The 22,781-nt window shown below is 60.4% G+C and carries 26 protein-coding genes; 17 read left to right on the top strand and 9 right to left on the bottom strand.

Translation table 11 applies throughout. From position 1 onward, the window contains the following. Positions 1–5: 5 nt before the first annotated feature. From ASD03_RS13995 to ASD03_RS13985, 3 genes are all read right to left on the bottom strand, one after another. The gene (locus ASD03_RS13995; RefSeq protein ID WP_025426800.1) at positions 6–1,163 is read right to left on the bottom strand and encodes an amino acid ABC transporter permease; all 1,158 of its coding nucleotides are present in this window, start codon (positions 1,161–1,163) and stop codon (positions 6–8) included. A gap of 4 nt (positions 1,164–1,167) precedes the next feature. Next, entirely contained in the window at positions 1,168–2,361 is a 1,194-nt protein-coding gene (locus ASD03_RS13990) for an amino acid ABC transporter permease (protein WP_025426801.1), read from the bottom strand. A gap of 93 nt (positions 2,362–2,454) precedes the next feature. Continuing rightward, positions 2,455–3,480, bottom strand: a complete 1,026-nt coding sequence (locus tag ASD03_RS13985; RefSeq protein ID WP_025426802.1) for an amino acid ABC transporter substrate-binding protein — start codon at positions 3,478–3,480, stop codon at positions 2,455–2,457. A 340-nt stretch (positions 3,481–3,820) separates the two neighbouring features. Between ASD03_RS13985 and ASD03_RS13980 the strand changes: the two genes are divergently transcribed. Continuing rightward, a complete protein-coding gene (locus ASD03_RS13980; protein ID WP_025426803.1) occupies positions 3,821–5,011 on the top strand; it encodes a cystathionine beta-lyase in 1,191 nt (396 codons plus the stop codon). A 6-nt stretch (positions 5,012–5,017) separates the two neighbouring features. Here the strand turns inward: ASD03_RS13980 and ASD03_RS13975 are convergent, their stop codons facing one another. Next, on the bottom strand, positions 5,018–6,184 hold the full coding sequence (locus ASD03_RS13975) for an FAD-dependent monooxygenase (protein WP_025426804.1): 1,167 nt from the start codon (positions 6,182–6,184) through the stop codon (positions 5,018–5,020). 11 nt (positions 6,185–6,195) lie between these two features. Beyond that, a complete protein-coding gene (locus ASD03_RS13970; protein WP_025426805.1) occupies positions 6,196–6,441 on the bottom strand; it encodes a zinc-finger domain-containing protein in 246 nt (81 codons plus the stop codon). Between the two features lie 179 nt (positions 6,442–6,620). On the opposite strand from ASD03_RS13970, the gene ASD03_RS13965 reads away from it, so the two are divergent. From ASD03_RS13965 to ASD03_RS13930, 9 genes are all read left to right on the top strand, one after another. Continuing rightward, positions 6,621–7,406: an alpha/beta hydrolase gene (locus tag ASD03_RS13965; RefSeq protein ID WP_025426806.1), complete on the top strand. Its 786-nt coding sequence runs from the start codon at positions 6,621–6,623 to the stop codon at positions 7,404–7,406. Positions 7,407–7,506: 100 nt separating this feature from the next. Further along, positions 7,507–8,334 carry a serine O-acetyltransferase gene (gene cysE, locus ASD03_RS13960; protein ID WP_025426807.1) on the top strand — a complete coding sequence of 276 codons (828 nt, stop codon included), beginning with the start codon at positions 7,507–7,509 and terminating at the stop codon, positions 8,332–8,334. A gap of 100 nt (positions 8,335–8,434) precedes the next feature. Next, positions 8,435–8,638 (top strand): DUF3126 family protein, encoded by a 204-nt coding sequence (locus ASD03_RS13955; protein ID WP_003535016.1) that lies wholly within the window; start codon positions 8,435–8,437, stop codon positions 8,636–8,638. A 32-nt stretch (positions 8,639–8,670) separates the two neighbouring features. After that, positions 8,671–8,889, top strand: coding sequence for a hypothetical protein (locus tag ASD03_RS38945; RefSeq protein WP_128090394.1), 219 nt, complete (start codon positions 8,671–8,673; stop codon positions 8,887–8,889). Then, positions 8,873–9,226: a phasin family protein gene (locus ASD03_RS13950; protein WP_025426808.1), complete on the top strand. Its 354-nt coding sequence runs from the start codon at positions 8,873–8,875 to the stop codon at positions 9,224–9,226. The genes ASD03_RS38945 and ASD03_RS13950 overlap by 17 nt, the downstream gene beginning before the upstream one ends. Before the next feature lie 241 nt (positions 9,227–9,467). Then, complete coding sequence (gene clpS, locus ASD03_RS13945; protein ID WP_025426809.1) at positions 9,468–9,821, top strand: ATP-dependent Clp protease adapter ClpS; 354 nt, start codon at positions 9,468–9,470, stop codon at positions 9,819–9,821. Positions 9,822–9,830: 9 nt separating this feature from the next. Then, complete coding sequence (gene clpA, locus ASD03_RS13940; protein WP_025426810.1) at positions 9,831–12,350, top strand: ATP-dependent Clp protease ATP-binding subunit ClpA; 2,520 nt, start codon at positions 9,831–9,833, stop codon at positions 12,348–12,350. Between the two features lie 83 nt (positions 12,351–12,433). Further along, complete coding sequence (locus tag ASD03_RS13935; protein WP_025426811.1) at positions 12,434–13,171, top strand: AzlC family ABC transporter permease; 738 nt, start codon at positions 12,434–12,436, stop codon at positions 13,169–13,171. Beyond that, positions 13,168–13,512, top strand: coding sequence for an AzlD domain-containing protein (locus tag ASD03_RS13930; protein WP_038576042.1), 345 nt, complete (start codon positions 13,168–13,170; stop codon positions 13,510–13,512). The genes ASD03_RS13935 and ASD03_RS13930 overlap by 4 nt, the downstream gene beginning before the upstream one ends. A 156-nt stretch (positions 13,513–13,668) precedes the next feature. On the opposite strand, the gene ASD03_RS13925 is transcribed toward ASD03_RS13930, so the two are convergent. Genes ASD03_RS13925 through ASD03_RS13910 form a run of 4 tightly spaced genes read right to left on the bottom strand, consistent with a single transcriptional unit; the run spans position 13,669 to position 16,530 of the window. Next, the gene (locus ASD03_RS13925; RefSeq protein WP_025426813.1) at positions 13,669–14,088 is read right to left on the bottom strand and encodes an HIT family protein; all 420 of its coding nucleotides are present in this window, start codon (positions 14,086–14,088) and stop codon (positions 13,669–13,671) included. Between the two features lie 43 nt (positions 14,089–14,131). After that, positions 14,132–15,319 carry a GNAT family N-acetyltransferase gene (locus tag ASD03_RS13920; protein ID WP_057205064.1) on the bottom strand — a complete coding sequence of 396 codons (1,188 nt, stop codon included), beginning with the start codon at positions 15,317–15,319 and terminating at the stop codon, positions 14,132–14,134. A 4-nt stretch (positions 15,320–15,323) separates the two neighbouring features. Beyond that, positions 15,324–16,049, bottom strand: coding sequence for a glycerophosphodiester phosphodiesterase (locus ASD03_RS13915; RefSeq protein WP_057214206.1), 726 nt, complete (start codon positions 16,047–16,049; stop codon positions 15,324–15,326). A gap of 13 nt (positions 16,050–16,062) precedes the next feature. After that, positions 16,063–16,530, bottom strand: coding sequence for a RidA family protein (locus tag ASD03_RS13910; protein WP_025426816.1), 468 nt, complete (start codon positions 16,528–16,530; stop codon positions 16,063–16,065). A gap of 144 nt (positions 16,531–16,674) precedes the next feature. Here ASD03_RS13910 and ASD03_RS13905 point away from each other — a divergent pair, with 144 nt between their 5' ends. The 7 genes from ASD03_RS13905 to ASD03_RS13875 all read left to right on the top strand — a co-directional run bounded on the left by ASD03_RS13905 (position 16,675) and on the right by ASD03_RS13875 (position 22,772). After that, complete coding sequence (locus ASD03_RS13905; RefSeq protein ID WP_025426817.1) at positions 16,675–17,502, top strand: cell envelope integrity EipB family protein; 828 nt, start codon at positions 16,675–16,677, stop codon at positions 17,500–17,502. A 180-nt stretch (positions 17,503–17,682) separates the two neighbouring features. Beyond that, on the top strand, positions 17,683–18,450 hold the full coding sequence (gene rpsB, locus ASD03_RS13900) for a 30S ribosomal protein S2 (RefSeq protein ID WP_038576045.1): 768 nt from the start codon (positions 17,683–17,685) through the stop codon (positions 18,448–18,450). 256 nt (positions 18,451–18,706) lie between these two features. Continuing rightward, positions 18,707–19,630, top strand: a complete 924-nt coding sequence (gene tsf, locus ASD03_RS13895; RefSeq protein WP_025426819.1) for a translation elongation factor Ts — start codon at positions 18,707–18,709, stop codon at positions 19,628–19,630. A 191-nt stretch (positions 19,631–19,821) separates the two neighbouring features. Next, the gene (gene pyrH / locus ASD03_RS13890; protein WP_025426820.1) at positions 19,822–20,544 is read left to right on the top strand and encodes a UMP kinase; all 723 of its coding nucleotides are present in this window, start codon (positions 19,822–19,824) and stop codon (positions 20,542–20,544) included. 52 nt (positions 20,545–20,596) lie between these two features. Further along, positions 20,597–21,157, top strand: a complete 561-nt coding sequence (gene frr, locus ASD03_RS13885; RefSeq protein WP_025426821.1) for a ribosome recycling factor — start codon at positions 20,597–20,599, stop codon at positions 21,155–21,157. Positions 21,158–21,194: 37 nt separating this feature from the next. Further along, complete coding sequence (locus ASD03_RS13880) at positions 21,195–21,938, top strand: isoprenyl transferase (RefSeq protein ID WP_025426822.1); 744 nt, start codon at positions 21,195–21,197, stop codon at positions 21,936–21,938. Beyond that, positions 21,939–22,772, top strand: coding sequence for a phosphatidate cytidylyltransferase (locus ASD03_RS13875; RefSeq protein ID WP_025426823.1), 834 nt, complete (start codon positions 21,939–21,941; stop codon positions 22,770–22,772). Positions 22,773–22,781: the final 9 nt, after the last annotated feature.

Below are 22,781 nucleotides of genomic sequence, written 5' to 3'. Positions count from 1 at the left end.
CCCTTTTATCGTTTATGGGCCGTGTCGAGCACACGTTCCATGAAGCCTGAATAGCGCGACATACCAAAGCAGAAAAGCCAGAATATGAAGCCTGCGAAAATTAGCCCGGAGATCGGCGTGACCGCCGAGGCCCAGTTGGCATCCGAGAAGTTCAGCCGGACGATGCCGAGCAGATCGAACATGCCGATGATCGAAACCAGCGACGTATCCTTGAACAGTCCGATGAAGGTGTTGACGATGCCGGGGATCACCAGCTTCAGCGCCTGCGGCAGCACGATGAGGTTCATCTTCTGCCAGTAGCTGAGGCCGAGCGAATCGGCACCCTCATACTGCCCCTTGCCGATCGCCTGCAGACCGCCGCGCACCACCTCGGCCATATAGGCGGAGGCGAAGAACGACACGCCGATCAGCGCGCGCAGGAACTTGTCGAAGGTCACACCCTGCGGCAGGAACAGCGGCAGCATGACACTGGCCATGAACAGAACGGTGATGAGCGGGATGCCGCGCACAACTTCGATGAAGAACGTGCACAGCATCTTGATCACCGGCATGGTCGATTTTCGGCCAAGCGCAAGCAGGATGCCTAGGGGCAGCGATACCGCGATGCCGACGAACGACAGCACCAGCGTCACCATCAGGCCGCCCCACAGTGGGGTTTCGACGAAGGTCAGACCAAACCAACCGCCTGGCAAAAGGATAAGCGACAGGATCGGTAGCACGACGAGAAGCAGGATCGCATTAATGTTCTTGTAGGGGACCTTCGGGATCAGCATCGGCGTCAGGAACAGGATGAACAGGATGCCGATGAGGGCCGGCCGCCAGCGCTCCTCGATCGGGTAACGCCCGAAGAGGAATTGGTCGAACTTGGCATTGACGAAGGCCCAGCACGCGCCGCTCCAGCCGTCCGGCTGCGAGCCGCCCTGTGCGACGGTGGCGCAGACCCCACGCCCGCCGCCCGTCCAGGCGGCATCGATGAAGAGCCATTGCACTGCCGGCGGTACGAGCCAGGCGAGCACGAGCAGGCTTATGATCGTAAGAATCGAATCCTTCGGCGTCGCAAAGAGGTTCTTGCGAAGCCAGTAGGCAAGGCCGCCCGTCAGTATGGGAGCGGGTGCAGCCTCGATCATCGAAGTGCGGACGAAATTTCCCTGGTGCGTGTTCATGATCTTACCTTTCCACCAGGGCCATGCGGGCATTGAACCAGTTCATCAGCAAGGACGTCGACAGGCTCAACGACAGGTAGACGATGATCCAGATCGACACGATCTCGACCGCTTGACCAGTCTGGTTGAGGATCGTTCCGCCGACGGCAACCAAGTCTGCGTAGCCGATGGCGATCGCCAGCGACGAGTTCTTGGTCAGGTTGAGATACTGGCTGGTGAGTGGCGGAATGATGATCCGCATCGCCTGCGGCACGACGACGAGGCGGGTCGTGAGACCGGGCCGGACGCCCAGCGCGTGGGCTGCCTCGGTCTGTCCCGTTGACACGCCACGGATACCTGCCCGAACGATTTCGGCGATAAAGGCTGCGGTATAGAAGGAAAGCGCCAGGAACAGCGACAGGAACTCCGGTCCGATGACCGAGCCGCCGGTGAGGTTGAACTTGCCGGCGACCGGCACGTCGAAGGTGATCGGCGAACCCGTTGCAAGGAAGACAAGGAGCGGGAGGCCGACGACGAGGCCTAGCACTATCCACAGAACCGGGAGGCGCTGTCCGGTTGCTTCCTGCTTGATGCGCGCATAGCGGGCCACGAAGAAGCTGGCGATGACGGCGATCACGAACGCGTAGAAGACATACTGCGAGCCGTCGCCGAAGACCGGCTTCGGAAAGGCAATGCCGCGGTTGTTGAGGAAGATGTTGAGCGGCAGCGCTGCCGATTCCCGCGGTTGCGGAAGCACGGCCAGAACGCCGCTGTACCAGAAGAAGATGACCAGCAGCGGCGGGATGTTGCGGAACACTTCGACATAGGCGAGTGACAGTTTCGCGATCAGCCAATTGTGCGAGAGCCGCCCGATGCCGACAATGAAGCCGATGATCGTTGCGGTGATGATGCCGGTCACGGCAACCAGCAGCGTATTGACGAAACCGACGACGAGCGCGCGCCCGTAGGTGGAATCGCTGGTATAGGCGATCAAGGACTGTCCGACGTCGAAACCGGCACGCCCCTTGAGGAAGCCGTAGCCGGACGCGATGTTCGCACGCTTGAGGTTTTCGATCGTGTTGTCCGCTATCCAATAGACGACGGCAACGAGGATAACGACGGTTATGACCTGGTAAAATATCCCGCGCACTTGCGGGTCGTTGATGAACGAGCCCGAAGGTTTGCTCTTCTCAGGCGTAGTTGTGACGCCAATCGCCATGCAATGCCTCTTTCCCCTTGTCACCCTTTTGGGTGTTTTTATCGTTGGGATGGGGAAGCGGCGTGCCGCTTCCCCCTTTCGTGTCGGGCCGTCTTAACGGACCGGAGGAGCGTACTGAATTCCGCCCTTGCTCCACAGCGCGTTGAGGCCGCGTTCGATCTTCAGCGGGCTGCCGGCGCCAATGTTACGGTCGAAGACTTCGCCGTAGTTGCCGACTGCCTTGATGACGTTGACGGCCCATTCGTTGGTGAGGCCGAGGTCGGTGCCGATCTTGCTGTCAGCTTCGACGCCGAGGAAGCGCTGAACGTCCGGGTTGGTGGACTTCTTCATTTCTTCGACGTTTGCCTGCGTGACGCCGAACTCTTCGGCCTGGATCAGCGCGTAGTGAACCCAGCTGACGATATCGAACCACTGGTCGTCACCCTGGCGGACGGCCGGACCAAGCGGCTCCTTCGAGATGATTTCCGGCAGGATCATGTGATCGTCGGGCTTGGAAAGCGTCAGGCGCAGCGAATAGAGGCCCGACTGGTCGGTGGTGTAGACGTCGCAACGACCGGCGTCATAGGCCGCGTTCACTTCGTCGAGCTTTTCGAAGACGACCGGGTTGTACTGCAGGTTGTTGGACTTGAAATAGTCGGCAAGGTTGAGCTCGGTGGTGGTGCCGGTCTGTACGCAGACGGCGGCGCCGGAGAGTTCGAGGGCCGACTTAACGTTCAGGCCCTTGCGGACCATGAAGCCCTGGCCGTCGTAATAGTTGACCGGGCGGAAGTTGAAGCCGAGAGCGGTGTCGCGGTTGATCGTCCACGTGGTGTTACGGGCAAGCACGTCGACTTCACCGGACTGCAGGGCCGGGAAACGTTCCTTGGCCGAAGTGGGTGTGTATTTTACCTTGGAGCCATCCGCGAAGATCGCGGCAGCGATCGCCTTGCAATAATCAATGTCGAATCCGCTCCAGTTGCCCGAAGCGTCCGGGGCAGCGAAGCCGGCGAGGCCGGTATTCACGCCGCATTGGACAAAGCCCTTGGCCTTCACGTCATCGAGTGTCGCAGCCGAAGCCGCATGTGCGCCAATCCCCATGACAGCAGCGCCAACGAGGGCTGTCAGAATTCTTCTTGCCATTTTTAGAACCTTTTTCTGTTGTCGTTCGTTCCCGTCTGCACCAGCGCGTCTCCCTGCGCGTGCAGCCTCCGCCACCCTCATGGCGCGAGTGCAATCTATCTCATGCTCAAAATCAATGAGGGTCAAGAGACGTCGCCGATTTTCTGAACTTGCGAGTAAAAAACCTGAAATAAGCCAGAAGTTTAGGCAGGTTTTGCAGAGAACGGGCAATTGCTGGGCGAAAATTCGTCAATGGCTGCTGCTTTCGGTCGCAAAGCGCCTTTGTCGGATTTTGCCACTTGACCGCGGTTGTAGGGCGTTCGAAGAGTTCCGGATCGGTTTTTCAACATCGGAATATTCAATGGCAGACAGCGGCAATGTGAATGGCAAGATGGGTATCAACACCCGACTGGCCCATACCGGAAACAAACCTTCCGACTATTTCGGTTTCGTCAATCCACCGGTCGTTCACGCGTCCACGGTGCTGTTCCCGAACGCCAGGGCGATGGAGACGCGCGAGCAGAAATACACCTACGGCACCCGTGGCACACCGACGACGGATGCGCTCTGTGACGCGATCAACGAGCTCGAGGGAGCTGCAGGCACGATCCTCGTTCCCTCGGGCCTTGCTGCCGTCACCGTGCCGTTCCTCGCCTATCTCTCGTCCGGCGACCATGCGCTCATCGTCGATTCGGTCTATTTCCCGACCCGGCATTTCTGCGACACGATGCTGAAGCGTCTCGGCGTTACCGTCGAATATTACGACCCGATGATTGGCGCTGCGATCGAAAGCCTGGTTCGCCCGAACACGCGCCTGGTTCATACGGAGGCGCCAGGCTCCAATACGTTCGAGATGCAGGATATCCGGGCGATAGCCGACGTCGCGCACCGCCACGGCTGCGTTGTCACCATGGACAACACCTGGGCGACACCGGTCTATTTCAAACCGCTCGACCATGGCGTCGACGTGTCGATCCATGCTTCCACCAAATATCCCTCAGGCCATTCCGACGTGCTGCTCGGCACGGTCTCCGCCAACGCCGCCCATTGGCCGGCGCTGACGGAAGCCATGGTCACGCTCGGCGTCTGCGTGTCTCCGGATGACAGCTACCAGATCCTGCGCGGGCTGCGCACCATGGGCATCCGCCTCGAGCGGCACCAGGAAAGCGCGCTGTCGCTCGCCACGTGGCTGGAAGGCCGTGATGAGGTTGCCCGCGTTCTGCATCCGGCGCTTCCGAGCTTCCCCGGCCACGACCTCTGGAAGCGCGATTTTACCGGGGCGAGCGGCATCTTTTCCTTCGTGCTGAAAGCTGAAAGCCCCGAGCGCTTCAAGGCGAAGGCGCACGCGTTCCTCGATGCGCTGTCGCTGTTCGGCCTTGGATATTCCTGGGGCGGCTTCGAAAGTCTGGCGCTTCACGTTGGCCTGTCGGATCGAAAGGTGGCGTTGGCGCCGACCGAGGGGCCGGTCCTTCGCCTGCAGATCGGTCTTGAGGATGTTGCCGATATTCGCCGGGATATCGAGGCGGGACTTGCCGCAGCAAGGGCAGTCTGACCGTTTTTAGCGTTCGGGAGCGCCGTAGCCGTAGAGCCAATCGAAATCGGCTGCGAGCGCTTCCGGACCCTTCATCGACAGGACGATATCTCGCCCGAGCCGGAACGGGCCGCGGGCGTGGTAGGCGAAGCGGTTGAAAGCGGCGCGGCGGCGCACTTGGGCGATGCGTGGCCGGCGTGTGGCCTCGAAGGCCCTCAGCGCTTCGCTGATGTCGTTTGCGCTGCTGAGGCAGGCTGCAAGTGCGTCTGCATCTTCGATCGCCATGGCAGCGCCTTGCGCCGCAAACGGCGTCATCGCATGGGCAGCGTCCCCGATCAGAACGATCTTTCGTCCATCCTGCCAAGCGCCGTCAGTCACTGTGCAAAGTGGCCAATAGGTCGGCGCGTCGGCGTTTTTCAGCAATGTTTGCAGGCCGTTGTTCCAGGTTGAGAAGGCGTCAAGGTAGTCGCGACGCCTGACTTCGGAATCCTTGCCGACCCAGACGCCGTCGGTTTCCTTGCCTTCGATGATCGCAACCAGGTTGAAGCCGCCAATTTCTCGCAGGGGATAGGCGACAAGATGCGCCCGTGCGCCAAGAAAGGCGGTAACGCGATCCGGCTGCAGAAGGTTGTCGGCGGCAGCGCGCGTGACCGTCAAGCGCCAGGCGACATTGCCCGAAAACTGGACGGTGCCAGCACCCGCAATCGCATTGCGCAGGCGCGACCAGATGCCATCGGCACCGATGATCAGCGCCGGCGTCCGCCCGGTAGTGGAGGCAATCGCCTGTTCGGCATCGCCTTCGATGCGGTGTCCCAGGTGGAGACGGCAGCGCGGCTCGGCCGTCACGGCGGCAATCAGGATTCGTTGAAGGCTTGCCCGGTGTAACACGCCGTAGGGCGCGCTCCAGCGGTCACGGGCAAAACGCCCCGAGGGAACGCGTGCAAGCGCGCGAAGCGACTTTCCATCGACGAGCGTGATCGCATCCGGCTCGGTCCAGACGGATTCGAGCGCGTCGAGCAAGCCGAGTTCGCTGAGGATGCGCGATGCATTCGGGGAAAGCTGAAGCCCGGCGCCGACTTCGGTCAGAACGGCCGCCTGTTCGATAATGTCGACGTCGAAGCCGCGATGCGCGAGGCACAGGGCCGCCGTGAGCCCGCCGATGCCGGCACCGACGATCGCGACCGCGGTTGACATCCGCGCGGGTATCAGGTCGCCTGGAAGGTGAAGAGACAGCCCGGCGGGTTGGTTTCGGTCGCCTTCAGCTTCGGATTGTAGCGATAGAGCGTCGAGCAGTAGGAGCAGACCTTTTCATTGTCGTCGCCCATGTCGATGAAGATGTGCGGGTGGTCGTAGGGAACGGACGCGCCGGTGCACATGAATTCCTTGACGCCGATCTCGATTGCCTGATGTCCGCCGTCATTCTGGAAATGGGGGATGCTGTGGCCGGCCATGTCATGCTCCGATGTATGCAAGTCTTTGAGGGTCGAATTTGCCGGCACCATAGTGAGCTTTGTTGCAAAAGTGTAGCGGCAAACACGCCGCACCTGTGGTTTTTGCCGGGCCGGGGTTCCCCTCTACGGGACGACAAATTAGGTTGCGCCAAACCGATGCCGCCTCAAGGACCAGAATGATGGATCTCAATCCGCCGCCATTTTCGCACTTCACGCATGAAGGGCTGGATATCGCCTTCTTCGACGAGGGCGATCCTTCCGGTGCGCCGATCCTGCTCGTTCACGGCTTTGCTTCGAGCGCCAACGTCAACTGGGTTTTTCCCGGCTGGCTGAAGACGCTTGGCGATGCCGGTTACCGGGTAATCGCGTTCGACAACCGTGGCCATGGCAAAAGTAGCAAGCCATACGATCCAGCCCTCTACCATCCCCAGCAGATGGCCGGCGATGCGGTCGCACTGCTCGGGCATCTCGGCATCGCAGAGGCGCATGTGATGGGCTATTCGATGGGCGCGCGCATCTCCGCATTCCTGGCGCTTGCCCATCCCGACCGCGTGCGCTCTCTGGTGTTCGGTGGCCTCGGTATGGGCATGGTCACCGGGGTCGGCGATTGGGACCCGATCGCCGACGCGCTGGTTGCGCCGTCGCTCGATGTGGTGACGCATGCACGCGGCCGCATGTTCCGCGCGTTTGCCGACCAGACCAAGAGCGATCGTCAGGCACTGGCCGCCTGCATATCGACGTCGCGTGACCTTCTGACCGCCGAGGATATGGGCCGCATCGACGCTCCGACCTTGATCGGCGTCGGCACAACGGACGATATCGCCGGCTCGCCGCAGGAACTTGCAGACCTGATGCCGAATGCCTGTGCGCTTGATATTCCGGGCAGGGACCATATGCTTGCGGTCGGTGATCGGGTGTTCAAGAAGGCGGTACTCGAATTTCTCGAAGAGGTGGGGCGAGCTTAGGTGTGTCTACGACCTCTGGTCGAACTGTGGCCCGGCCATTTATGTCCTGCCGGATTTCCCCTATATTGAAGGCATCGACCGATTAAGAAGGAGTGCGACGATGGTCGCGACGACCGAACTTCGTCAGACGGAATCCCTCAAGTTGATGGACCCGATCTGGAGCAGCCTGCGCGAGGAGGCCCGTCTTGCCGCCGAGCAGGATCCGATGCTGGCAGCGTTCCTCTATTCGACGGTCGTCAACCAGCATTCGCTGGAAGAAAGCGTCATCTACCGTATCTGCGAGCGCCTCGATCATCCCGATCTGCAGGCGAACCTGCTGCGGCAGACATTTGCCGAAATGCTGGAGGATTGGCCGGAATGGGGCGCGATCCTGCGCGTCGACATCCAGGCCGTCTACGATCGAGACCCGGCCTGCACCCGCTTCCTTGAGCCCGTGCTTTACTTCAAAGGCTTTCACGCGATCCAGACGCACCGTCTCGCCCATTGGCTCCTGAAGCGCGGGCGCCGGGATTTCGCGTTCTATCTGCAGAGCAGGGCATCCAGCGTCTACCAGACCGACATCAATCCGGCTGCCCGGATCGGCCGCGGTATCTTCCTCGATCACGCCACCGGGCTGGTGGTCGGCGAAACCGCTGTCATCGGCGACAACGTTTCAATCCTGCATGGGGTCACGCTTGGCGGCACCGGCAAGGAAGGCAGCGACCGTCATCCGAAGATCGCCGACGGCGTGCTGATCGGTGCAGGCGCCAAGATCCTCGGCAATATCCACATCGGCCACTGCTCGCGCATTGCTGCCGGCTCGGTCGTCCTCAAACCGGTGCCGCCGAAAACGACGGTTGCGGGCGTTCCCGCCAAGGTCGTCGGCGAAGCCGGGTGTTCCGAACCGTCGCGCCAGATGGACCAGATCCTGAGCAGCTTCGAAATTTGAACCATCGGGAACCGGTGCGTAGCTGCTTTCGAGGGGTTTACACCCGCCAATGCAGCGTGCGAGAAGCGCCGCACATCAAAAACGGCTACGGAGAAGACATTTGAAGCCCGAAGAAATCCGCAAGCTTGAAGCCTACCTCAAGCGCACGTTCAACCAGTCGATGGTCGTCAAGGCTCGCCCGAAGAAGGACGAGTCGGCTGAAGTCTATCTCGGTGACGAATTCCTCGGCGTCGTCTTCCGCGACGAAGAAGATGGCGAACTGTCCTACAACTTCTCCATGGCGATCCTTGACATCGACCTCTAAGTCGCTGATCGATGGTTTCAGGAAATGACCCGGTGGCGAGCGATCGCGCCGGGTTTTTCAATGCTTTCATGTTTTTTCAGGGCGTAAAGTCGAAGAATTTTGAACGTCGGCTGCGTTTTTTCATCAAGCTGTTGCAAGTATTGTGTTTTATTGCACTGCACGCTGGACTTGACTTTTTGTGCAGTGCACATAAACTAAAGCCTTCAGATCAGGCCGTCACTAAGGAGACACCCGATGTTCAACTTCGATGATGCAAACAAGAAAAGCAAAGAAGCCATTGACGTGGCTGTGAAAAGCTATTCCGCCTGGACCAAGGGCCTTCAGGCCATTGCGACCGAGGCTGCCGATTTTTCCAAGAAGTCCTTCGAAGACAGCGTTGCCCATGTGGAGAAGCTCTCCAGCGTCAAGAGCGTCGAGACGGCCTTCGAACTGCAGACCAATTTCCTGAAGTCGAGCTATGAAGGCTTCTTTGCCGAGGCAACCAAGATCGGCGAGATGTATGCCGACCTCGCCAAGGACGCCTACAAGCCGTACGAAGCGCCGGTTGCCAAGGCAACCGCAGCGGTCAAGGCTGCTGCTGCCGCGTAACGCAACGGATCATTGCCGTCATTTGGAAGGCCGGTCGCCGATACAGCGACCGGCCTTTTTGCTGTTTCGCGCACTTCGCGGTGGATCGAAGAAAGTTGATCAATCTTCTGCCTCTCCGTGCGATTATGATTGCAGTGCGTTGGTTCGGTCTTAAAATCTAGAAACGAACCATTAGATAAAGGGCAAGCACGCTGCGGCCACATCAGATGGATCCGCGGCTTGTACTAAGGAAAAGACACGAATGATCGCCATGCCGGTCCGGATGCAGCAAGGAAGCGACGACGAAGGAGGCGGAAGCAATCGCAGCACCTCCGTCATCACGCGCACCAAGCCGAAGACCAAGAAGCCGAGTTTGTATCGCGTTCTGCTTTTGAATGACGATTACACGCCAATGGAGTTTGTCATCCACATTCTGGAACGTTTTTTTCAGAAGAACCCGGAAGAGGCGACTCGCATTATGCTCCACGTCCACAATCACGGTGTGGGGGAGTGCGGCGTCTTTACGTACGAAGTCGCCGAAACGAAGGTGACGCAGGTGATGGATTTCGCCCGCCAGCATCAGCATCCGTTGCAATGCGTCATGGAAAAGAAATGAGGAACTAACGTGCCAACATTTTCGCCCAGCCTCGAAAAGGCGCTGCACCAGGCACTGACTTTTGCCAACGAGCGCCACCACGAATATGCGACGCTTGAGCATCTGCTTCTGGCATTGATCGACGATGCCGACGCAGCGGCCGTGATGGGCGCGTGCAACGTCAATCTCGAGACGCTGCGCAAGACCGTGACAGATTATGTCGACAACGAATTGTCGAACCTGATCACCGGCTATGACGAGGATTCGAAGCCGACCGCCGGTTTCCAGCGCGTCATCCAGCGCGCCGTCATTCATGTCCAATCGTCCGGACGCGAGGAAGTGACGGGGGCGAACGTTCTCGTTGCCATCTTCGCCGAGCGCGAGAGCCATGCCGCCTATTTCCTGCAGGAGCAGGAGATGACGCGCTACGACGCGGTCAACTTCATCTCGCACGGTATCGGCAAACGGCCGGGAAGCTCCGAGGCACGTCCGGTGCGCGGAGCTGAGGAACACGAATCCGAGCAGAAGCCTGCACGCGAAAACGAAGAGGCAAGCGCCAAAAAGCAGCAGGATGCCCTGACGGCCTATTGCGTCAATCTCAACGAAAAGGCGAAGTCCGGCAAGATCGATCCTCTGATCGGCCGCCACGCCGAGGTCAACCGCACGATCCAGGTTCTCTGCCGCCGTTCGAAGAACAACCCGCTCTATGTCGGCGACCCCGGCGTCGGCAAGACGGCGATCGCCGAGGGCCTTGCCAAGCGCATCATCGAAAAGAAGGTGCCGGAGGCGCTCCAGGACGCGACGATCTTTTCGCTCGACATGGGCACGCTGCTGGCCGGAACGCGCTATCGCGGCGATTTCGAAGAGCGCCTGAAGCAGGTCGTCAAGGAACTCGAGGACTACCCGGGTGCGGTGCTGTTCATCGATGAAATCCATACGGTCATCGGTGCCGGCGCCACCTCAGGCGGCGCTATGGATGCGTCGAACCTGTTGAAGCCTGCGCTTTCGTCGGGCGCGATCCGCTGCATCGGGTCGACCACCTACAAGGAATACCGGCAGTTCTTCGAAAAGGACCGCGCGCTGGTGCGCCGCTTCCAGAAGATCGACGTCAACGAGCCGACGATCGCCGATACCATCGAGATCATGAAAGGCCTGAAGCCCTACTTCGAGGATTATCATCATCTGAAATACTCGAACGAGGCGATCAAGGCGGCGGTCGAGCTTTCGGCCCGCTACATCAACGACCGCAAGCTGCCGGACAAGGCGATCGACGTGATCGACGAATCCGGTGCAGCCCAGATGTTGCTGCCGGTCAGCAAGCGCCGCAAGCTGATCACCGAGCGGGAGATCGAAGCCACCGTCGCGACAATGGCCCGCATTCCGCCGAAGACCGTCTCCAAGGACGACGAGGCGGTGCTGGCCAACCTCGAGAAGGAACTGCGTTCCGTCGTCTACGGCCAGGATCTGGCGATCGAGGCGCTTGCCTCGTCGATCAAGCTCGCCCGCGCGGGCCTGCGTGAACCGAACAAGCCGATCGGCTGCTACGTCTTCTCCGGTCCGACCGGCGTCGGCAAGACCGAAGTCGCCAAGCAGCTTGCGACGTCGCTCGGCGTCGAGCTCCTACGTTTCGATATGTCGGAATACATGGAGCGGCACACCGTGTCGCGTCTGCTCGGTGCACCTCCCGGCTATGTCGGCTTCGACCAGGGCGGCCTTCTGACCGATGGCGTCGACCAGCATCCGCATTGCGTGCTGCTGCTTGACGAAATCGAGAAGGCGCATCCAGACCTGTTCAACATCCTGCTGCAGGTCATGGACCATGGCTCGCTCACGGATCACAACGGCAAGAAGATCGACTTCCGTAACGTCATCCTGATCATGACGACCAATGCGGGCGCTTCGGAAATGGCACGGGCCGCTATCGGCTTCGGGTCGTCCAAGCGCACCGGCGAGGACGAAGAAGCGTTGAACCGCCTGTTCACGCCCGAGTTCCGCAACCGTCTCGATGCGGTCATCCCGTTCGCATCGCTGCCGACGCCGGTTATCCATCAGGTCGTGCAGAAGTTCGTCATGCAGCTGGAAACCCAGTTGGCCGAACGCAACGTCACGTTCGATCTGGCGCCCGATGCCATCGCGTGGCTTGCCGAGAAGGGCTACGACGAGAAGATGGGTGCGCGGCCGCTCGCCCGCGTCATCCAGGAGCACATCAAGAAACCGCTCGCCGACGAGATTCTGTTCGGCAAGTTGAAGAAGGGCGGCGTACTGCGCGTGACGATCGGCACGAAGGCCGACGGAACCAAGGGGTTGCTGCTTGATGCCGTTCCGGAAACGGCGCCAATCAGGCCGAAGGCGGAAGTGACCCGCCCCGCGATGAAGAGCGCCAAACCGAAGAAGGCCGAGGAAAAGGAAGCCGTCGGCGCTGAACCGGCACCGAAGGCCAAGCCGAAGAAGGTAGCAACCAAGTCGTCTTCGGACGACGACGGTAAGGCTGCCGGCGAGGCGAGCCCACGAAAGGGCAAGACGGTGCCGAAGGTGCCACGCAAGAAGTAGCCCGATCGGGCATGATGTTTGGCGCTGCCGGATGGTCTCATCCGGCAGCGTTTCTCTGAATGAAAACAATCCCGGAATGACTGATGAAGAGTGATGAAAACGACCAGTCGTCGGTCGTCTGGTTTCTGACTGGGATGCGTGGCCTGTTCAGCCTTCCGGCCTTTATCCTGATGCTGTCCTTCGTCGGCTTCTGTTCCCTGACGGCTCAGGCTGGAATTCCGCCGGAGCAGGTCGTTTTCATGACCGGCATGGTGTGGGCACTGCCGGCCAAGGTCATTCTCGTCAGTTCGATGATGAGCGGTGCCAGTCTCGCGGCTGCTTTCCTCGCTGTGTCGCTTTCGTCTGTCCGGTTGATGCCGATGGTTGCAGCACTCATTCCGGAGCTGCGCACAGCGAAAACGCCGACATGGCTACTGCTGTTCTTGTCGCACTTTGTCGCGATCACCGCCTGGGTCTTTGCCATGGAAAAGGTGCAGGCGGTGCCACGCGAGAAGCGCGTTGCCTTCTTCGCCGGCTTTGGCATCACGCTCGTCGTCGCCAACATGGTGTTGGTCGCCATCGTCTATCACTTTGTCGCCGATTTTCCGCCGATTGTCGCCGGCTGCCTGTTCTTCCTGACGCCGATCTACTTCCTGGCTTCGATCTGGCATTCGGCACGTCATCCGGTGGTCTACATCGCGCTGCTCTTCGGTCTTATCGCCAGTCCGCTGTTCTATTGGCTCGCCCCTGAATTTGACATCCTGCTCGCAGGCGTTGGCGGCGGCACGCTGGCCTGGGCGGTGGAAGGGCTCTGGCGCCGTCGCCGGGAGATCGGCGCATGACCTGGCAGGACGGTTGGTGGGCCTACGCCTTCATCGCGATCGCCGGCTGGCTCGCGACCGACATCTGGCGCTGGCTGGGTGTTATCGCCGGAAACCGGCTGCGCGACGATTCCGAGGCATTGAACTGGGTGAGGGCGGTGGCGACTGCGCTCGTCGCAGCCGTCATTGCCAAGCTCATACTCTATCCGACAGGCGTTCTTGAGCAATCGCCGTTATGGCTGCGTCTGGGAGCCGTCGCGATAGGGGCAACGGCATTCTTCCTGCTTGGCCGCAAACCGGCAATCGGCATAGCAACAACGATCGCAACGTTGGCTGCAGGCCTATGGTGGCTGGGCTTCTAAAGTGCGTCGCGATCTTTCAGATTCACTTGATGCGCTTTAAGCTTTTGTTTTTGCGTATGTCGTTATCGCAAAACCGCTGAACACTTTTGCGGGACATACTTTAGGGGCTCAATACGCAGCCGGCGACGGCCGCTGGTGCGACCGTCAGATTCGCATTTAAAGTGCCTGGCGCACTTTCTCGGCGTTGGCGGCCAATACCGCGCCATCTTCCATCGTGCCGGAATGCGGCTTCAGCGGAATTCCGTCGCGCCGCGGGATAACGTGGAAGTGCAGGTGGAAGACGGACTGGCCGGCAGGAGCCTCGTTGAACTGCATGATCGTCACGCCGTCGGCGTCGAAGGCTTCCTTGGCTGCGACGGCGATTTTCTGAACGGCGGTGATCAGTGCCGGCAGGCTCGTAGCGTCGGCATCCAGCAGATTGCGGGAAGCGGCTTTGGGGACGACCAGTATGTGGCCTTCAGCCTGCGGCATCACATCCATGAAGGCGATCGTCGCATCGTCCTCGTAGACCCGGTGCGACGGGATCTCGCCCCGCAGGATCTTCGCGAAGATGTTGTTGGTGTCGTAAACGCTCATTGTATTTCCTCGTAGATTGGATCCGGCCAGCGCCGAGAGCGGTTCAATCGTCCTGGCGCTCACCTTTGCGGAAAGGGCCGTGTTCGGCAAGAAACTCAGCCGTCTCTTCCACATCCCTTCGTTCGCGAACGAGATAGTCCGAGACCGCCCGGGCGAGGCCGGGATGGCTGATGTAGTGCGCTGAATGCGTCGTGACCGGCATGTAGCCGCGGGCGAGCTTGTGCTCGCCCTGCGCGCCGGCTTCCACGCGTTTGAGGCACTTTGCGATGGCGAAATCGATGGCCTGGTGATAGCAGACTTCGAAATGCAGGAAGGGGTGCTCCTCGATGCAGCCCCAGTGGCGGCCATAGAGCGCGTCGCCGCCGATGAAGTTGATCGCGCCTGCGATATAGCGGCCGTTGCGCCGTGCCATCACCAGCACAATGTCGTCCGCCATGCGCTCGCCGATCAGCGAATAGAAGGCGCGGGTGAGATAGGGGCGCCCCCATTTGCGGTCGCCGGTGTCCATGTAGAACGTGAAGAACTGGTCCCAGATTGCTTCCGTCAGATCGCTGCCGGTCAACCAGTCGATCGTGATGCCGTTTTCGAGTGCGGCGCGACGCTCCTTCTTCAGGGCCTTGCGCTTTCTGGATGCCAGCGTTTCCAGGAATTCGCCGTGCGTGCCATAGCCTTCGTTCAGGAAATGGAACTGCTGGTCGGTTCGATGCAGGAAACCTGCCCGTTCGAATACCGGCATCTCGGCATCCGGGACGAAGGTCACATGCGCCGATGAGGCGTCATGCCGCCGTGCAAGCTCCTTCAGACCTGCCGCAAGCCCGTCCTGTACGGGCGAGCCGTCTTGGCCCGAAACCGTCAGGAGCCTCGGTCCGGTTGCGGGCGTGAAGGGAATGGAGCCTTGAAGTTTGGGGTAATAACGACCGCCGGCGCGCTCGAACGCATCCGCCCAGCCGTGGTCGAAGACATATTCGCCCTGGCTATGGTTTTTCAGATAGCAGACGAGCGCCCCAAGAAGCTCTCCGTCAGCGCCCTCCATCAGCAGGTGTTGGCCGAGCCAGCCGCTTTTGGCCGTGGCCGAGCCCGATTCCTCCAGCGCCGAGAGATAGGCGTGCGAGACGAACGGGTTGTAGACCGCCCCGTCTCGTCCCTTCGCCGCGCCGGAAAGCATGTTCCAGCGCGCCGCCGGTATCTCGGAGAAGGATTGCTCTATGCGGATGGTGACGGCGTCGGACATGAGCTCAGGAAATCAATGCCTCCCGCGGGTCGAAACCCTCGAAGGTCATCTGATCGGCGTTGGCGTAGGTATATTCTTCAGCCTGCCTGTCGCGAACGGTCCAGGTGATGATCGTTCGGCCTAGCGTACGTTCCTTGGTGATGAACGAGTTCGGCAGATGGCCGTAGTGGTAGGAGATGAAGTCGAGGCCGAGTTGCATGGCCTCTTCATGCACGAAGAAGGTCTCCGGCCTTGCCCCCTCGGCGATCAACCCGAGCGGATAGGGTGCATCGAGCGCTTTCAGATCCTTGAGCAACCAATGGTCGAAGCTCATGAGGGCGACATGGCCTTTGTAGCCTTCGAGCGTTTCCAGGACGGCGGCGGCAAACCCCTCGTCGTCGTCCTTGCGTCCCTTGAGCTCGATGATGAGCGGCACGCGCCCTTTGACGAGCCGAAGCATTTGCGACAGCGTTGGCACCCTGTCCTTCGTTCCGCCGATGGACATCAGGCCGAGCTCGCCGGCCGTCCTCGATCGCACGTCACCCTTGATGCCGCACAGCCGCTCGGTGTCGTCGTCGTGGAAGACGACCGGCACGCTGTCGGCGGTGTATTGCAGGTCGCATTCGATCGCAAAGCCGGCATCAACAGCGCGGGAAAACGCCGAAAGCGTGTTTTCCCAGACTTGCTTGTTCATGTCGTGATAGCCGCGATGGGCGATCGGTTGAGCTTTCAGCCAGGAAATATCTGTCATGCCCGGCACCCGATCACGCGATCTCGATGACCGCGTCGATCTCGACGGCGGCATTGAAGGGCAGGGCGGCCATGCCGACGGCAGCGCGCGCGTGCTTGCCGGCGTCGCCAAGGACGTTTGCAAGCAGGTTGGATGCGCCGTTGAGGACGAGATGCTGTTCGATGAACTCTGGTGTCGAGGCAACGAAGCCGTTGATCTTGACCAGCCGGCGGATGCGGCCGAGGTCGCCGCCAAGTGCGGATTTGGCTTGTGCCAGAATGTTGATCGCGCAGAGTTCGGCGGCGCGCTGGGCGCCCGCGACGTCAACGTCCTTGCCCACATGGCCGGTAACGGCGATCTTTCCGCCTTCCATTGGCAGCTGTCCGGAGATGTAGAGCATCGAGCCGCTGATGACGTAGGGCACATAGTTCGCCGCCGGGGCTGCAGCCTGGGGAAGGGTGACGCCGAGGTCCTTGAGGCGCGTTTCGATCTCTGCGGACATGGAAAGCTCCGTTGTTGTCTTTTGTGTTAAAATCCGGCATTCAGACCGGATCGCAGCGGGATGCGGCATTTAAATGTGGTGACGCCTCGCTTCTGCCGAAAGCTTGTTTATAGCATTGCCGGCGAGTCCAACAGGAGGAAACGGATGTTTCGTAAAGGCTTCGGTCTCGCCAGTTTAGGCAGCGCCTGCTTCGCGGTGATGACGGTTTCGGGCGTCGGTACGGCAAGCGCCAGTGTCCTCGTGCCACATCGGGCGGTCTACGATCTCGAACTCAAAGACGCTTCCGACCGCTCGGGTATCTCCGGCATGTACGGCCGCATGGTCTACGAGTTCAACGGATCGGCCTGCGAGGGGTATACGGTCAGCTTCCGTTTCGTGACGCAGGTGAATACCGGCGAAGAAACGCGCATGACCGACCAGCAGACGACCACCTATGAGGATCTGAAGTCGGGCAACTTCCGCTTTCTGACCCGCTCCTTCACCGACGAAAAGCTCGACAAGGAGGTGCGCGGCACGGCCCATGACGACAAGACCGGCGTCAAGGTCGAGCTGACCGCGCCGGACAAGCGCGAGGTCGAGCTGGCTGCAAGCCGGTTTCCGACCCAGCACATGGTCGAAGTCATCGATCGTGCCAAGAAGGGCGAGAGCTTTTTCGAGGCACGGATCTTCGATGGTTCCGATTCGGGCGACAAGACGCTGATCACCTCGACCTTCGTCGGCAAGTCGCGTAAACCGGCGCCCGATGAGCCGGATGCAGGCAAGGCCGGCAAGCTCGGCGCCGAGAATTATTGGCCGGTCACCATTTCCTATTTCAACGACGACAACAGCAGCGACGCGCTGCCGATCTACCGCATGTCGTTCAAACTCTACGAAAACGGCATCACCCGCGACCTGACGATGGATTACGGCGACTTCGTGCTGAGCGGCAAGCTTGCCGACCTCGAAGTCTTCAAATCGGAGGAATGCAAGTAGTCGATATGACAAAAACAGACTTCAAGTCTTGATTTGTCGGGCAGTAGCCGCTAAGGGGCTGCCCATTCCACACGTGAGGCATGGGATGTTCCGGGAGAAATCCGGATCGTTCCGCCGGTGGGCTTTTCGAAAGATGAGCTCGACGTCTCGCGGAGGTTCAACCGGAAAAGGAGAAAAGGCATGGCATTGCCTGATTTTAGCATGCGCCAGCTGCTTGAAGCTGGTGTTCACTTCGGCCACCAGACGCATCGCTGGAACCCGAAGATGAAGCCCTACATCTTCGGCGATCGTAACAACGTTCACATCATCGACCTCGCACAGACGGTTCCGATGCTGTCGCGCGCCCTGCAGATCGTAAGCGACACCGTCGCCAACGGCGGCCGCGTTCTGTTCGTCGGCACCAAGCGCCAGGCTTCGGAAATCATTGCTGACGCCGCCAAGCGTTCGGCCCAGTACTACGTCAATGCTCGCTGGCTCGGCGGCATGATGACCAACTGGAAGACGATTTCGAACTCGATCCAGCGCCTGCGCAAGCTCGACGAAATCCTCGCTTCGGAAGCTTCGGGCTTCACGAAGAAGGAGCGCCTGAACCTCGAGCGCGAACGCGAAAAGCTCAACCGCGCTCTCGGCGGTATCCGCGACATGGGCGGCACGCCGGACCTGATGTTCATCATCGACACCAACAAGGAATCGATTGCAATCGACGAAGCCAAGCGTCTTGGCATCCCGGTTGTTGCCGTTATCGACTCCAACTGCGATCCGGACCAGATCGACTACCCGATCCCGGGCAATGACGACGCCTCGCGTGCGATCGCTCTTTACTGCGATCTCATCGCTCGTGCAGCCATCGACGGCATTGCCCGTCAGCAGGGCGCATCGGGCCGCGATCTCGGCGCATCGGCTGAAGCTATGATCGAGCCGGCGCTCGACGAAGCCTCCGAAGCCTGATCGGAAGGCGCGGCGGGCATGAACCGCCGCACCAATCTAATGTCGGGGCGAGGCCGTTTGTGATGAAAAGTCTGAACGGCCTTGTTCTTTTCAGCGAGGGATGAAGCGGCTTGGGCCGGCGATCCGCGCCCCGGATATCATCGCGGTGGGCGCGTTCATCACGGTGTCACATACGCAAGCCATTCCCCTGCCACACCTCCTGGTGCCGCGCCACTTGCGGGCAGCGCGCCAGCCAAACAGACAAAGAGGCAAAAAGATGAGTGTAACTGCAGCAATGGTGAAGGAACTGCGCGAAAAGACCGGCGCAGGCATGATGGATTGCAAGAAGGCGCTCGCCGAAACCAACGGCGACATGGAAGCTGCGATCGACTGGCTGCGTGCCAAGGGCATCGCCAAGGCCGACAAGAAGTCGGGCCGCACGGCTGCTGAAGGCCTCATCGGTATTGTCAGCGGCGGCGTCAAGGCCGTTGTCGTCGAAGTCAACTCGGAGACCGACTTCGTTGCCCGCAACGAAGCCTTCCAGGAACTCGTTCGTGGCGTTGCCAACGTCGCGCTCGGCACCGACGGTTCTGTCGAAGCCATTGCCAATGCCAACTACCCGGCAACCGGCAAGTCGGTCGACGAGACGATCAAGGACGCGATTGCCACGATCGGCGAGAACATGACGCTTCGCCGCGCAGCCTTGCTCAAGGTCGAAGATGGCGTCGTTGCCACCTACATCCACAACGCTGCCGGCGACGGCATCGGCAAGCTCGGCGTTCTCGTTGCGCTGAAGTCGGTTGGCGACAAGGAAGTTCTGTTCTCGGTCGGTCGTCAGGTCGCCATGCACATTGCTGCCACCAACCCGCTGGCAATCCGCGCCGACGAAGTCGACGCCGCTGTCGCCGAGCGCGAGCGCAACGTGTTCATCGAACAGTCGCGCGCTTCGGGCAAGCCGGACAACATCATCGAAAAGATGGTCGAAGGCCGTATGCGCAAGTTCTTCGAAGAAGTCGCCCTGCTGTCGCAGGCCTTCGTCATGAACCCGGAAATCACCGTCGGTCAGGCCGTCAAGGACGCTGAAAAGCTCGCTGGCGCACCGATCGAAGTGACCGGCATGGCGCGCCTTCTGCTCGGCGAAGGCGTCGAGAAGGAAGAATCGGACTTCGCAGCCGAAGTTGCGGCTGTCGCCAAGGGCTGATTTCTTCACCCTTGTTTGGAAAACCTTGGGGCATCGCGTGACAACGCGGTGCCCTTCGTGTATCCGGCTTCGTCAATGCGCCGGACCCGCCGGAAAAAGCTCCGCAGCGGTTGAAACCGGGTAGCGCAATATGTCCTTATACGCAGCGCGCCGTTTTGTGCGCCCGCGTACCGATCTGTTCAGGAGCGATGATGTCGGCCGAGCCAATCTACAAGCGTGTTCTACTCAAAGCCTCCGGTGAAGCCCTGATGGGAAGCCAGGGCTTCGGTATCGATGTGGCGGTTGCCGACCGCATTGCCGCCGACATTGCCGAAGCACGCGCCATGGGCGTCGAAGTGGGCGTCGTCGTTGGCGGCGGCAACATCTTCCGCGGCGTGGCCGTTGCCTCCAAGGGCGGCGACCGGGTAACTGGCGACCATATGGGCATGCTGGCGACCGTCATCAACGCGCTGGCGCTGGCGACGTCTCTGCGCAAGCTCGACATCGACACGGTGGTGCTCTCGGCAATCGCAATGCCGGAAATCTGCGAGAGCTTCTCGCAGCGCGCAACGCTTTATCATCTGTCGCTCGGACGCGTTGTGATCTTTGCAGGCGGCACGGGCAATCCGTTCTTCACGACCGATTCTGCCGCTGCCTTGCGCGCCGCCGAAATGGGCGCACAGGCGATCTTCAAGGGCACGCAGGTCGACGGCATTTATTCCGCTGATCCGAAGAAGGATCCGACGGCCACACGCTTCGACCGCCTGACCCACAGCGCAGTCCTGGAAAAGGGCCTCGCGGTCATGGACGTGGCAGCGGTGGCGCTCGCACGCGAGAACGCCATTCCGATCGTCGTCTTCTCGATCCACGAGAAGGGTGGCTTCGCTGAAATATTGACGGGTGGCGGCCGCGCCACCATCGTTACCGACAATTAAGAGCTGCAAGACGGCTATCGGCCGATGAAAGACAGAACGGGAGTTTCCAGCCATGAGTGAAGGTGTAGACCTGAAGGAACTGAAGCGTCGCATGGACGGCGCTATCTCCGCATTCAAGAGCGATATCGCGTCGCTGCGCACCGGCCGCGCGTCGGCGAATGTTCTCGATCCGGTAACCGTTGAAGCCTACGGCTCGCGTGTTCCGCTCAATCAGGTGGCAAACATCACCGTGCCGGAACCGCGCATGCTGTCCGTTTCGGTATGGGACAAGCAGATGGTCGGCGCTGTCGACCGTGGCATCCGCGAATCGAACCTCGGCCTGAACCCGATCATCGACGGCCAGAACCTGCGCATCCCGCTGCCTGAACTCAACGAGGAGCGCCGCAAGTCGCTGGTCAAGGTGGCGCACGACTATGCCGAGAAGGCCAAGGTCGCGGTCCGCCATGTTCGGCGCGATGGTATGGACGACCTGAAAAAAGCCGAAAAGGATGGCGACATCGGACAGGATATTAGCCGTGCTCAGTCTGAGCGGGTGCAAAAGATGACCGATGAAACGATTTCCGATATCGACCGCTTGCTCGTCGATAAGGAAAAGGAAATTATGCAGGTCTGATCTGCTCTTGATCTGAGTCTCCTTTCGCGGACGCCTTATGCAAAATCTCATCCCGATCACCGTTCCGGAACACGTTGCCATCATCATGGATGGCAACGGGCGCTGGGCGAATGCGCGCGGTCTGCCGCGCACGATGGGACACCGCAAGGGTGTTGAAGCGGTTCGTGACGCGGTGAAGACGGCGGCTGAAGCGGGGATCCGTTACCTCACGCTGTTTGCCTTCTCGTCCGAAAACTGGAACAGGCCGCAGGCCGAAGTGACGGATCTGATGGGCTTGCTCAAGGCCTTCATTCGTCGCGACCTTGCCGACCTGCACCGCGAGAACGTTCGCATCCGCGTCATCGGGGAGCGATCGAACCTGCGCGGCGACATCCTGCCCCTGCTGATCGAGGCTGAGGAGACGACGAGCGGGAATACCGGCATTACGCTGGTGATCGCCTTCAACTATGGTGCGCGTGACGAGATGACGCGCGCCATGCGCCGCCTGGCAACTGAAGTTGCCGAAGGCCGTCTGCGGCCAGAGGACATAACGCCTGAGCGCATCGCCGCTTCGCTCGATACGGCCGGCATTCCCGATCCGGATCTCATTATTCGCACCAGCGGCGAAGAACGGCTTTCAAACTTTCTTCTTTGGCAGGGAGCCTATTCCGAACTGCTGTTCGTTCCGGAGCTTTGGCCAGACTTCACGCGTGAGACGTTTCTGTCTGCGCTCGAGAAATTCGCCTGCCGCGAGCGTCGCTTCGGCGGTCTGGCGCAGCCGACGTTAGCGGTTGGTTCGTAAATGCAAACAGAACTCAAGCTTCGCATCGCCTCGGGAGTGGTGCTCGCGGCGGTCGCACTCGGTGCGACCTGGTTCGGCGGCTTGGCCTTCCAGCTTCTTTCGGTCCTGATCGCACTGCTCGTTTACTACGAGTGGTCGACGATTACCGGGCTGCCGGAGCGCGATTTTCAAGGCAATGCCTTCGGTTGGCTGTCGCTGGCGATAATCGCCGCTCTCATTCTTCTCGGATATATCGGCTACAGTCTGCCGGCCTTGCTCATTGCTGTCGTTATCGCAGTGCTTTGGGTATCGCTCAAGAAAGGCAGCTGGTGGTTGCCCGGCGGCATCGTCTACGCAGGATTGACCGGCATCTCGCTGGCGGCCCTGCGCGGGGTTGACCAACCCGGCCTGATCGCGACCTTGTTCGTCTTCGCCGTCGTTTGGGGAACCGATATTCTTGCCTATTTCGTCGGTCGGGCGATCGGAGGCCCCAAGCTCGCGCCGCGCATTTCGCCCGGCAAGACCTGGTCGGGCGCCATTGGCGGGACGATTTCCGGCGTTGTGGCCGGCATTGCCGTTTTTATGGCATATTTTCCGCTGCAAGATCTGCGTGTCCCGGCTGTGGCGCTGGTTCTCTCCGTCGCGAGCCAGATCGGAGACCTCTTCGAATCCTTCATAAAGCGCCGATTCGGCGTCAAGGATTCGAGCCATCTCATTCCTGGGCATGGCGGGGTCATGGATCGGGTCGACGGATTGGTCTTTGCCTGCATCGCTACGCTGGTCCTGGTGCTGATACAGTATGTCCTCAGCGATGGGCGTCAGATCGCCTTTGGTTCGGTCTTGCTCGGCCTGTGATGCTGGTGG

Source organism: Ensifer sp. Root127 (genome assembly GCF_001425225.1).
GTDB classification, from domain to species: domain Bacteria; phylum Pseudomonadota; class Alphaproteobacteria; order Rhizobiales; family Rhizobiaceae; genus Ensifer; species Ensifer canadensis.
Note: the sequence above shows the minus strand (reverse complement) of the source record. Positions and strands in the feature narration are given on the sequence as shown.

Bases quoted from the DNA above. Each gene is read 5' to 3' on its own strand.
- ASD03_RS13995 (WP_025426800.1), bottom strand. From the start codon at position 1,163: ATGAACACGCACCAGGGAAATTTCGTCCGCACTTCGATGATCGAGGCT.
- ASD03_RS13990 (WP_025426801.1), bottom strand. From the start codon at position 2,361: ATGGCGATTGGCGTCACAACTACGCCTGAGAAGAGCAAACCTTCGGGC.
- ASD03_RS13985 (WP_025426802.1), bottom strand. From the start codon at position 3,480: ATGGCAAGAAGAATTCTGACAGCCCTCGTTGGCGCTGCTGTCATGGGG.
- ASD03_RS13980 (WP_025426803.1), top strand. From the start codon at position 3,821: ATGGCAGACAGCGGCAATGTGAATGGCAAGATGGGTATCAACACCCGA.
- ASD03_RS13975 (WP_025426804.1), bottom strand. From the start codon at position 6,184: ATGTCAACCGCGGTCGCGATCGTCGGTGCCGGCATCGGCGGGCTCACG.
- ASD03_RS13970 (WP_025426805.1), bottom strand. From the start codon at position 6,441: ATGGCCGGCCACAGCATCCCCCATTTCCAGAATGACGGCGGACATCAG.
- ASD03_RS13965 (WP_025426806.1), top strand. From the start codon at position 6,621: ATGGATCTCAATCCGCCGCCATTTTCGCACTTCACGCATGAAGGGCTG.
- cysE (WP_025426807.1), top strand. From the start codon at position 7,507: ATGGTCGCGACGACCGAACTTCGTCAGACGGAATCCCTCAAGTTGATG.
- ASD03_RS13950 (WP_025426808.1), top strand. From the start codon at position 8,873: ATGTTCAACTTCGATGATGCAAACAAGAAAAGCAAAGAAGCCATTGAC.
- clpS (WP_025426809.1), top strand. From the start codon at position 9,468: ATGATCGCCATGCCGGTCCGGATGCAGCAAGGAAGCGACGACGAAGGA.
- ASD03_RS13935 (WP_025426811.1), top strand. From the start codon at position 12,434: ATGAAGAGTGATGAAAACGACCAGTCGTCGGTCGTCTGGTTTCTGACT.
- ASD03_RS13930 (WP_038576042.1), top strand. From the start codon at position 13,168: ATGACCTGGCAGGACGGTTGGTGGGCCTACGCCTTCATCGCGATCGCC.
- ASD03_RS13925 (WP_025426813.1), bottom strand. From the start codon at position 14,088: ATGAGCGTTTACGACACCAACAACATCTTCGCGAAGATCCTGCGGGGC.
- ASD03_RS13920 (WP_057205064.1), bottom strand. From the start codon at position 15,319: ATGTCCGACGCCGTCACCATCCGCATAGAGCAATCCTTCTCCGAGATA.
- ASD03_RS13915 (WP_057214206.1), bottom strand. From the start codon at position 16,049: ATGACAGATATTTCCTGGCTGAAAGCTCAACCGATCGCCCATCGCGGC.
- ASD03_RS13910 (WP_025426816.1), bottom strand. From the start codon at position 16,530: ATGTCCGCAGAGATCGAAACGCGCCTCAAGGACCTCGGCGTCACCCTT.
- ASD03_RS13905 (WP_025426817.1), top strand. From the start codon at position 16,675: ATGTTTCGTAAAGGCTTCGGTCTCGCCAGTTTAGGCAGCGCCTGCTTC.
- rpsB (WP_038576045.1), top strand. From the start codon at position 17,683: ATGGCATTGCCTGATTTTAGCATGCGCCAGCTGCTTGAAGCTGGTGTT.
- tsf (WP_025426819.1), top strand. From the start codon at position 18,707: ATGAGTGTAACTGCAGCAATGGTGAAGGAACTGCGCGAAAAGACCGGC.
- pyrH (WP_025426820.1), top strand. From the start codon at position 19,822: ATGTCGGCCGAGCCAATCTACAAGCGTGTTCTACTCAAAGCCTCCGGT.
- frr (WP_025426821.1), top strand. From the start codon at position 20,597: ATGAGTGAAGGTGTAGACCTGAAGGAACTGAAGCGTCGCATGGACGGC.
- ASD03_RS13880 (WP_025426822.1), top strand. From the start codon at position 21,195: ATGCAAAATCTCATCCCGATCACCGTTCCGGAACACGTTGCCATCATC.
- ASD03_RS13875 (WP_025426823.1), top strand. From the start codon at position 21,939: ATGCAAACAGAACTCAAGCTTCGCATCGCCTCGGGAGTGGTGCTCGCG.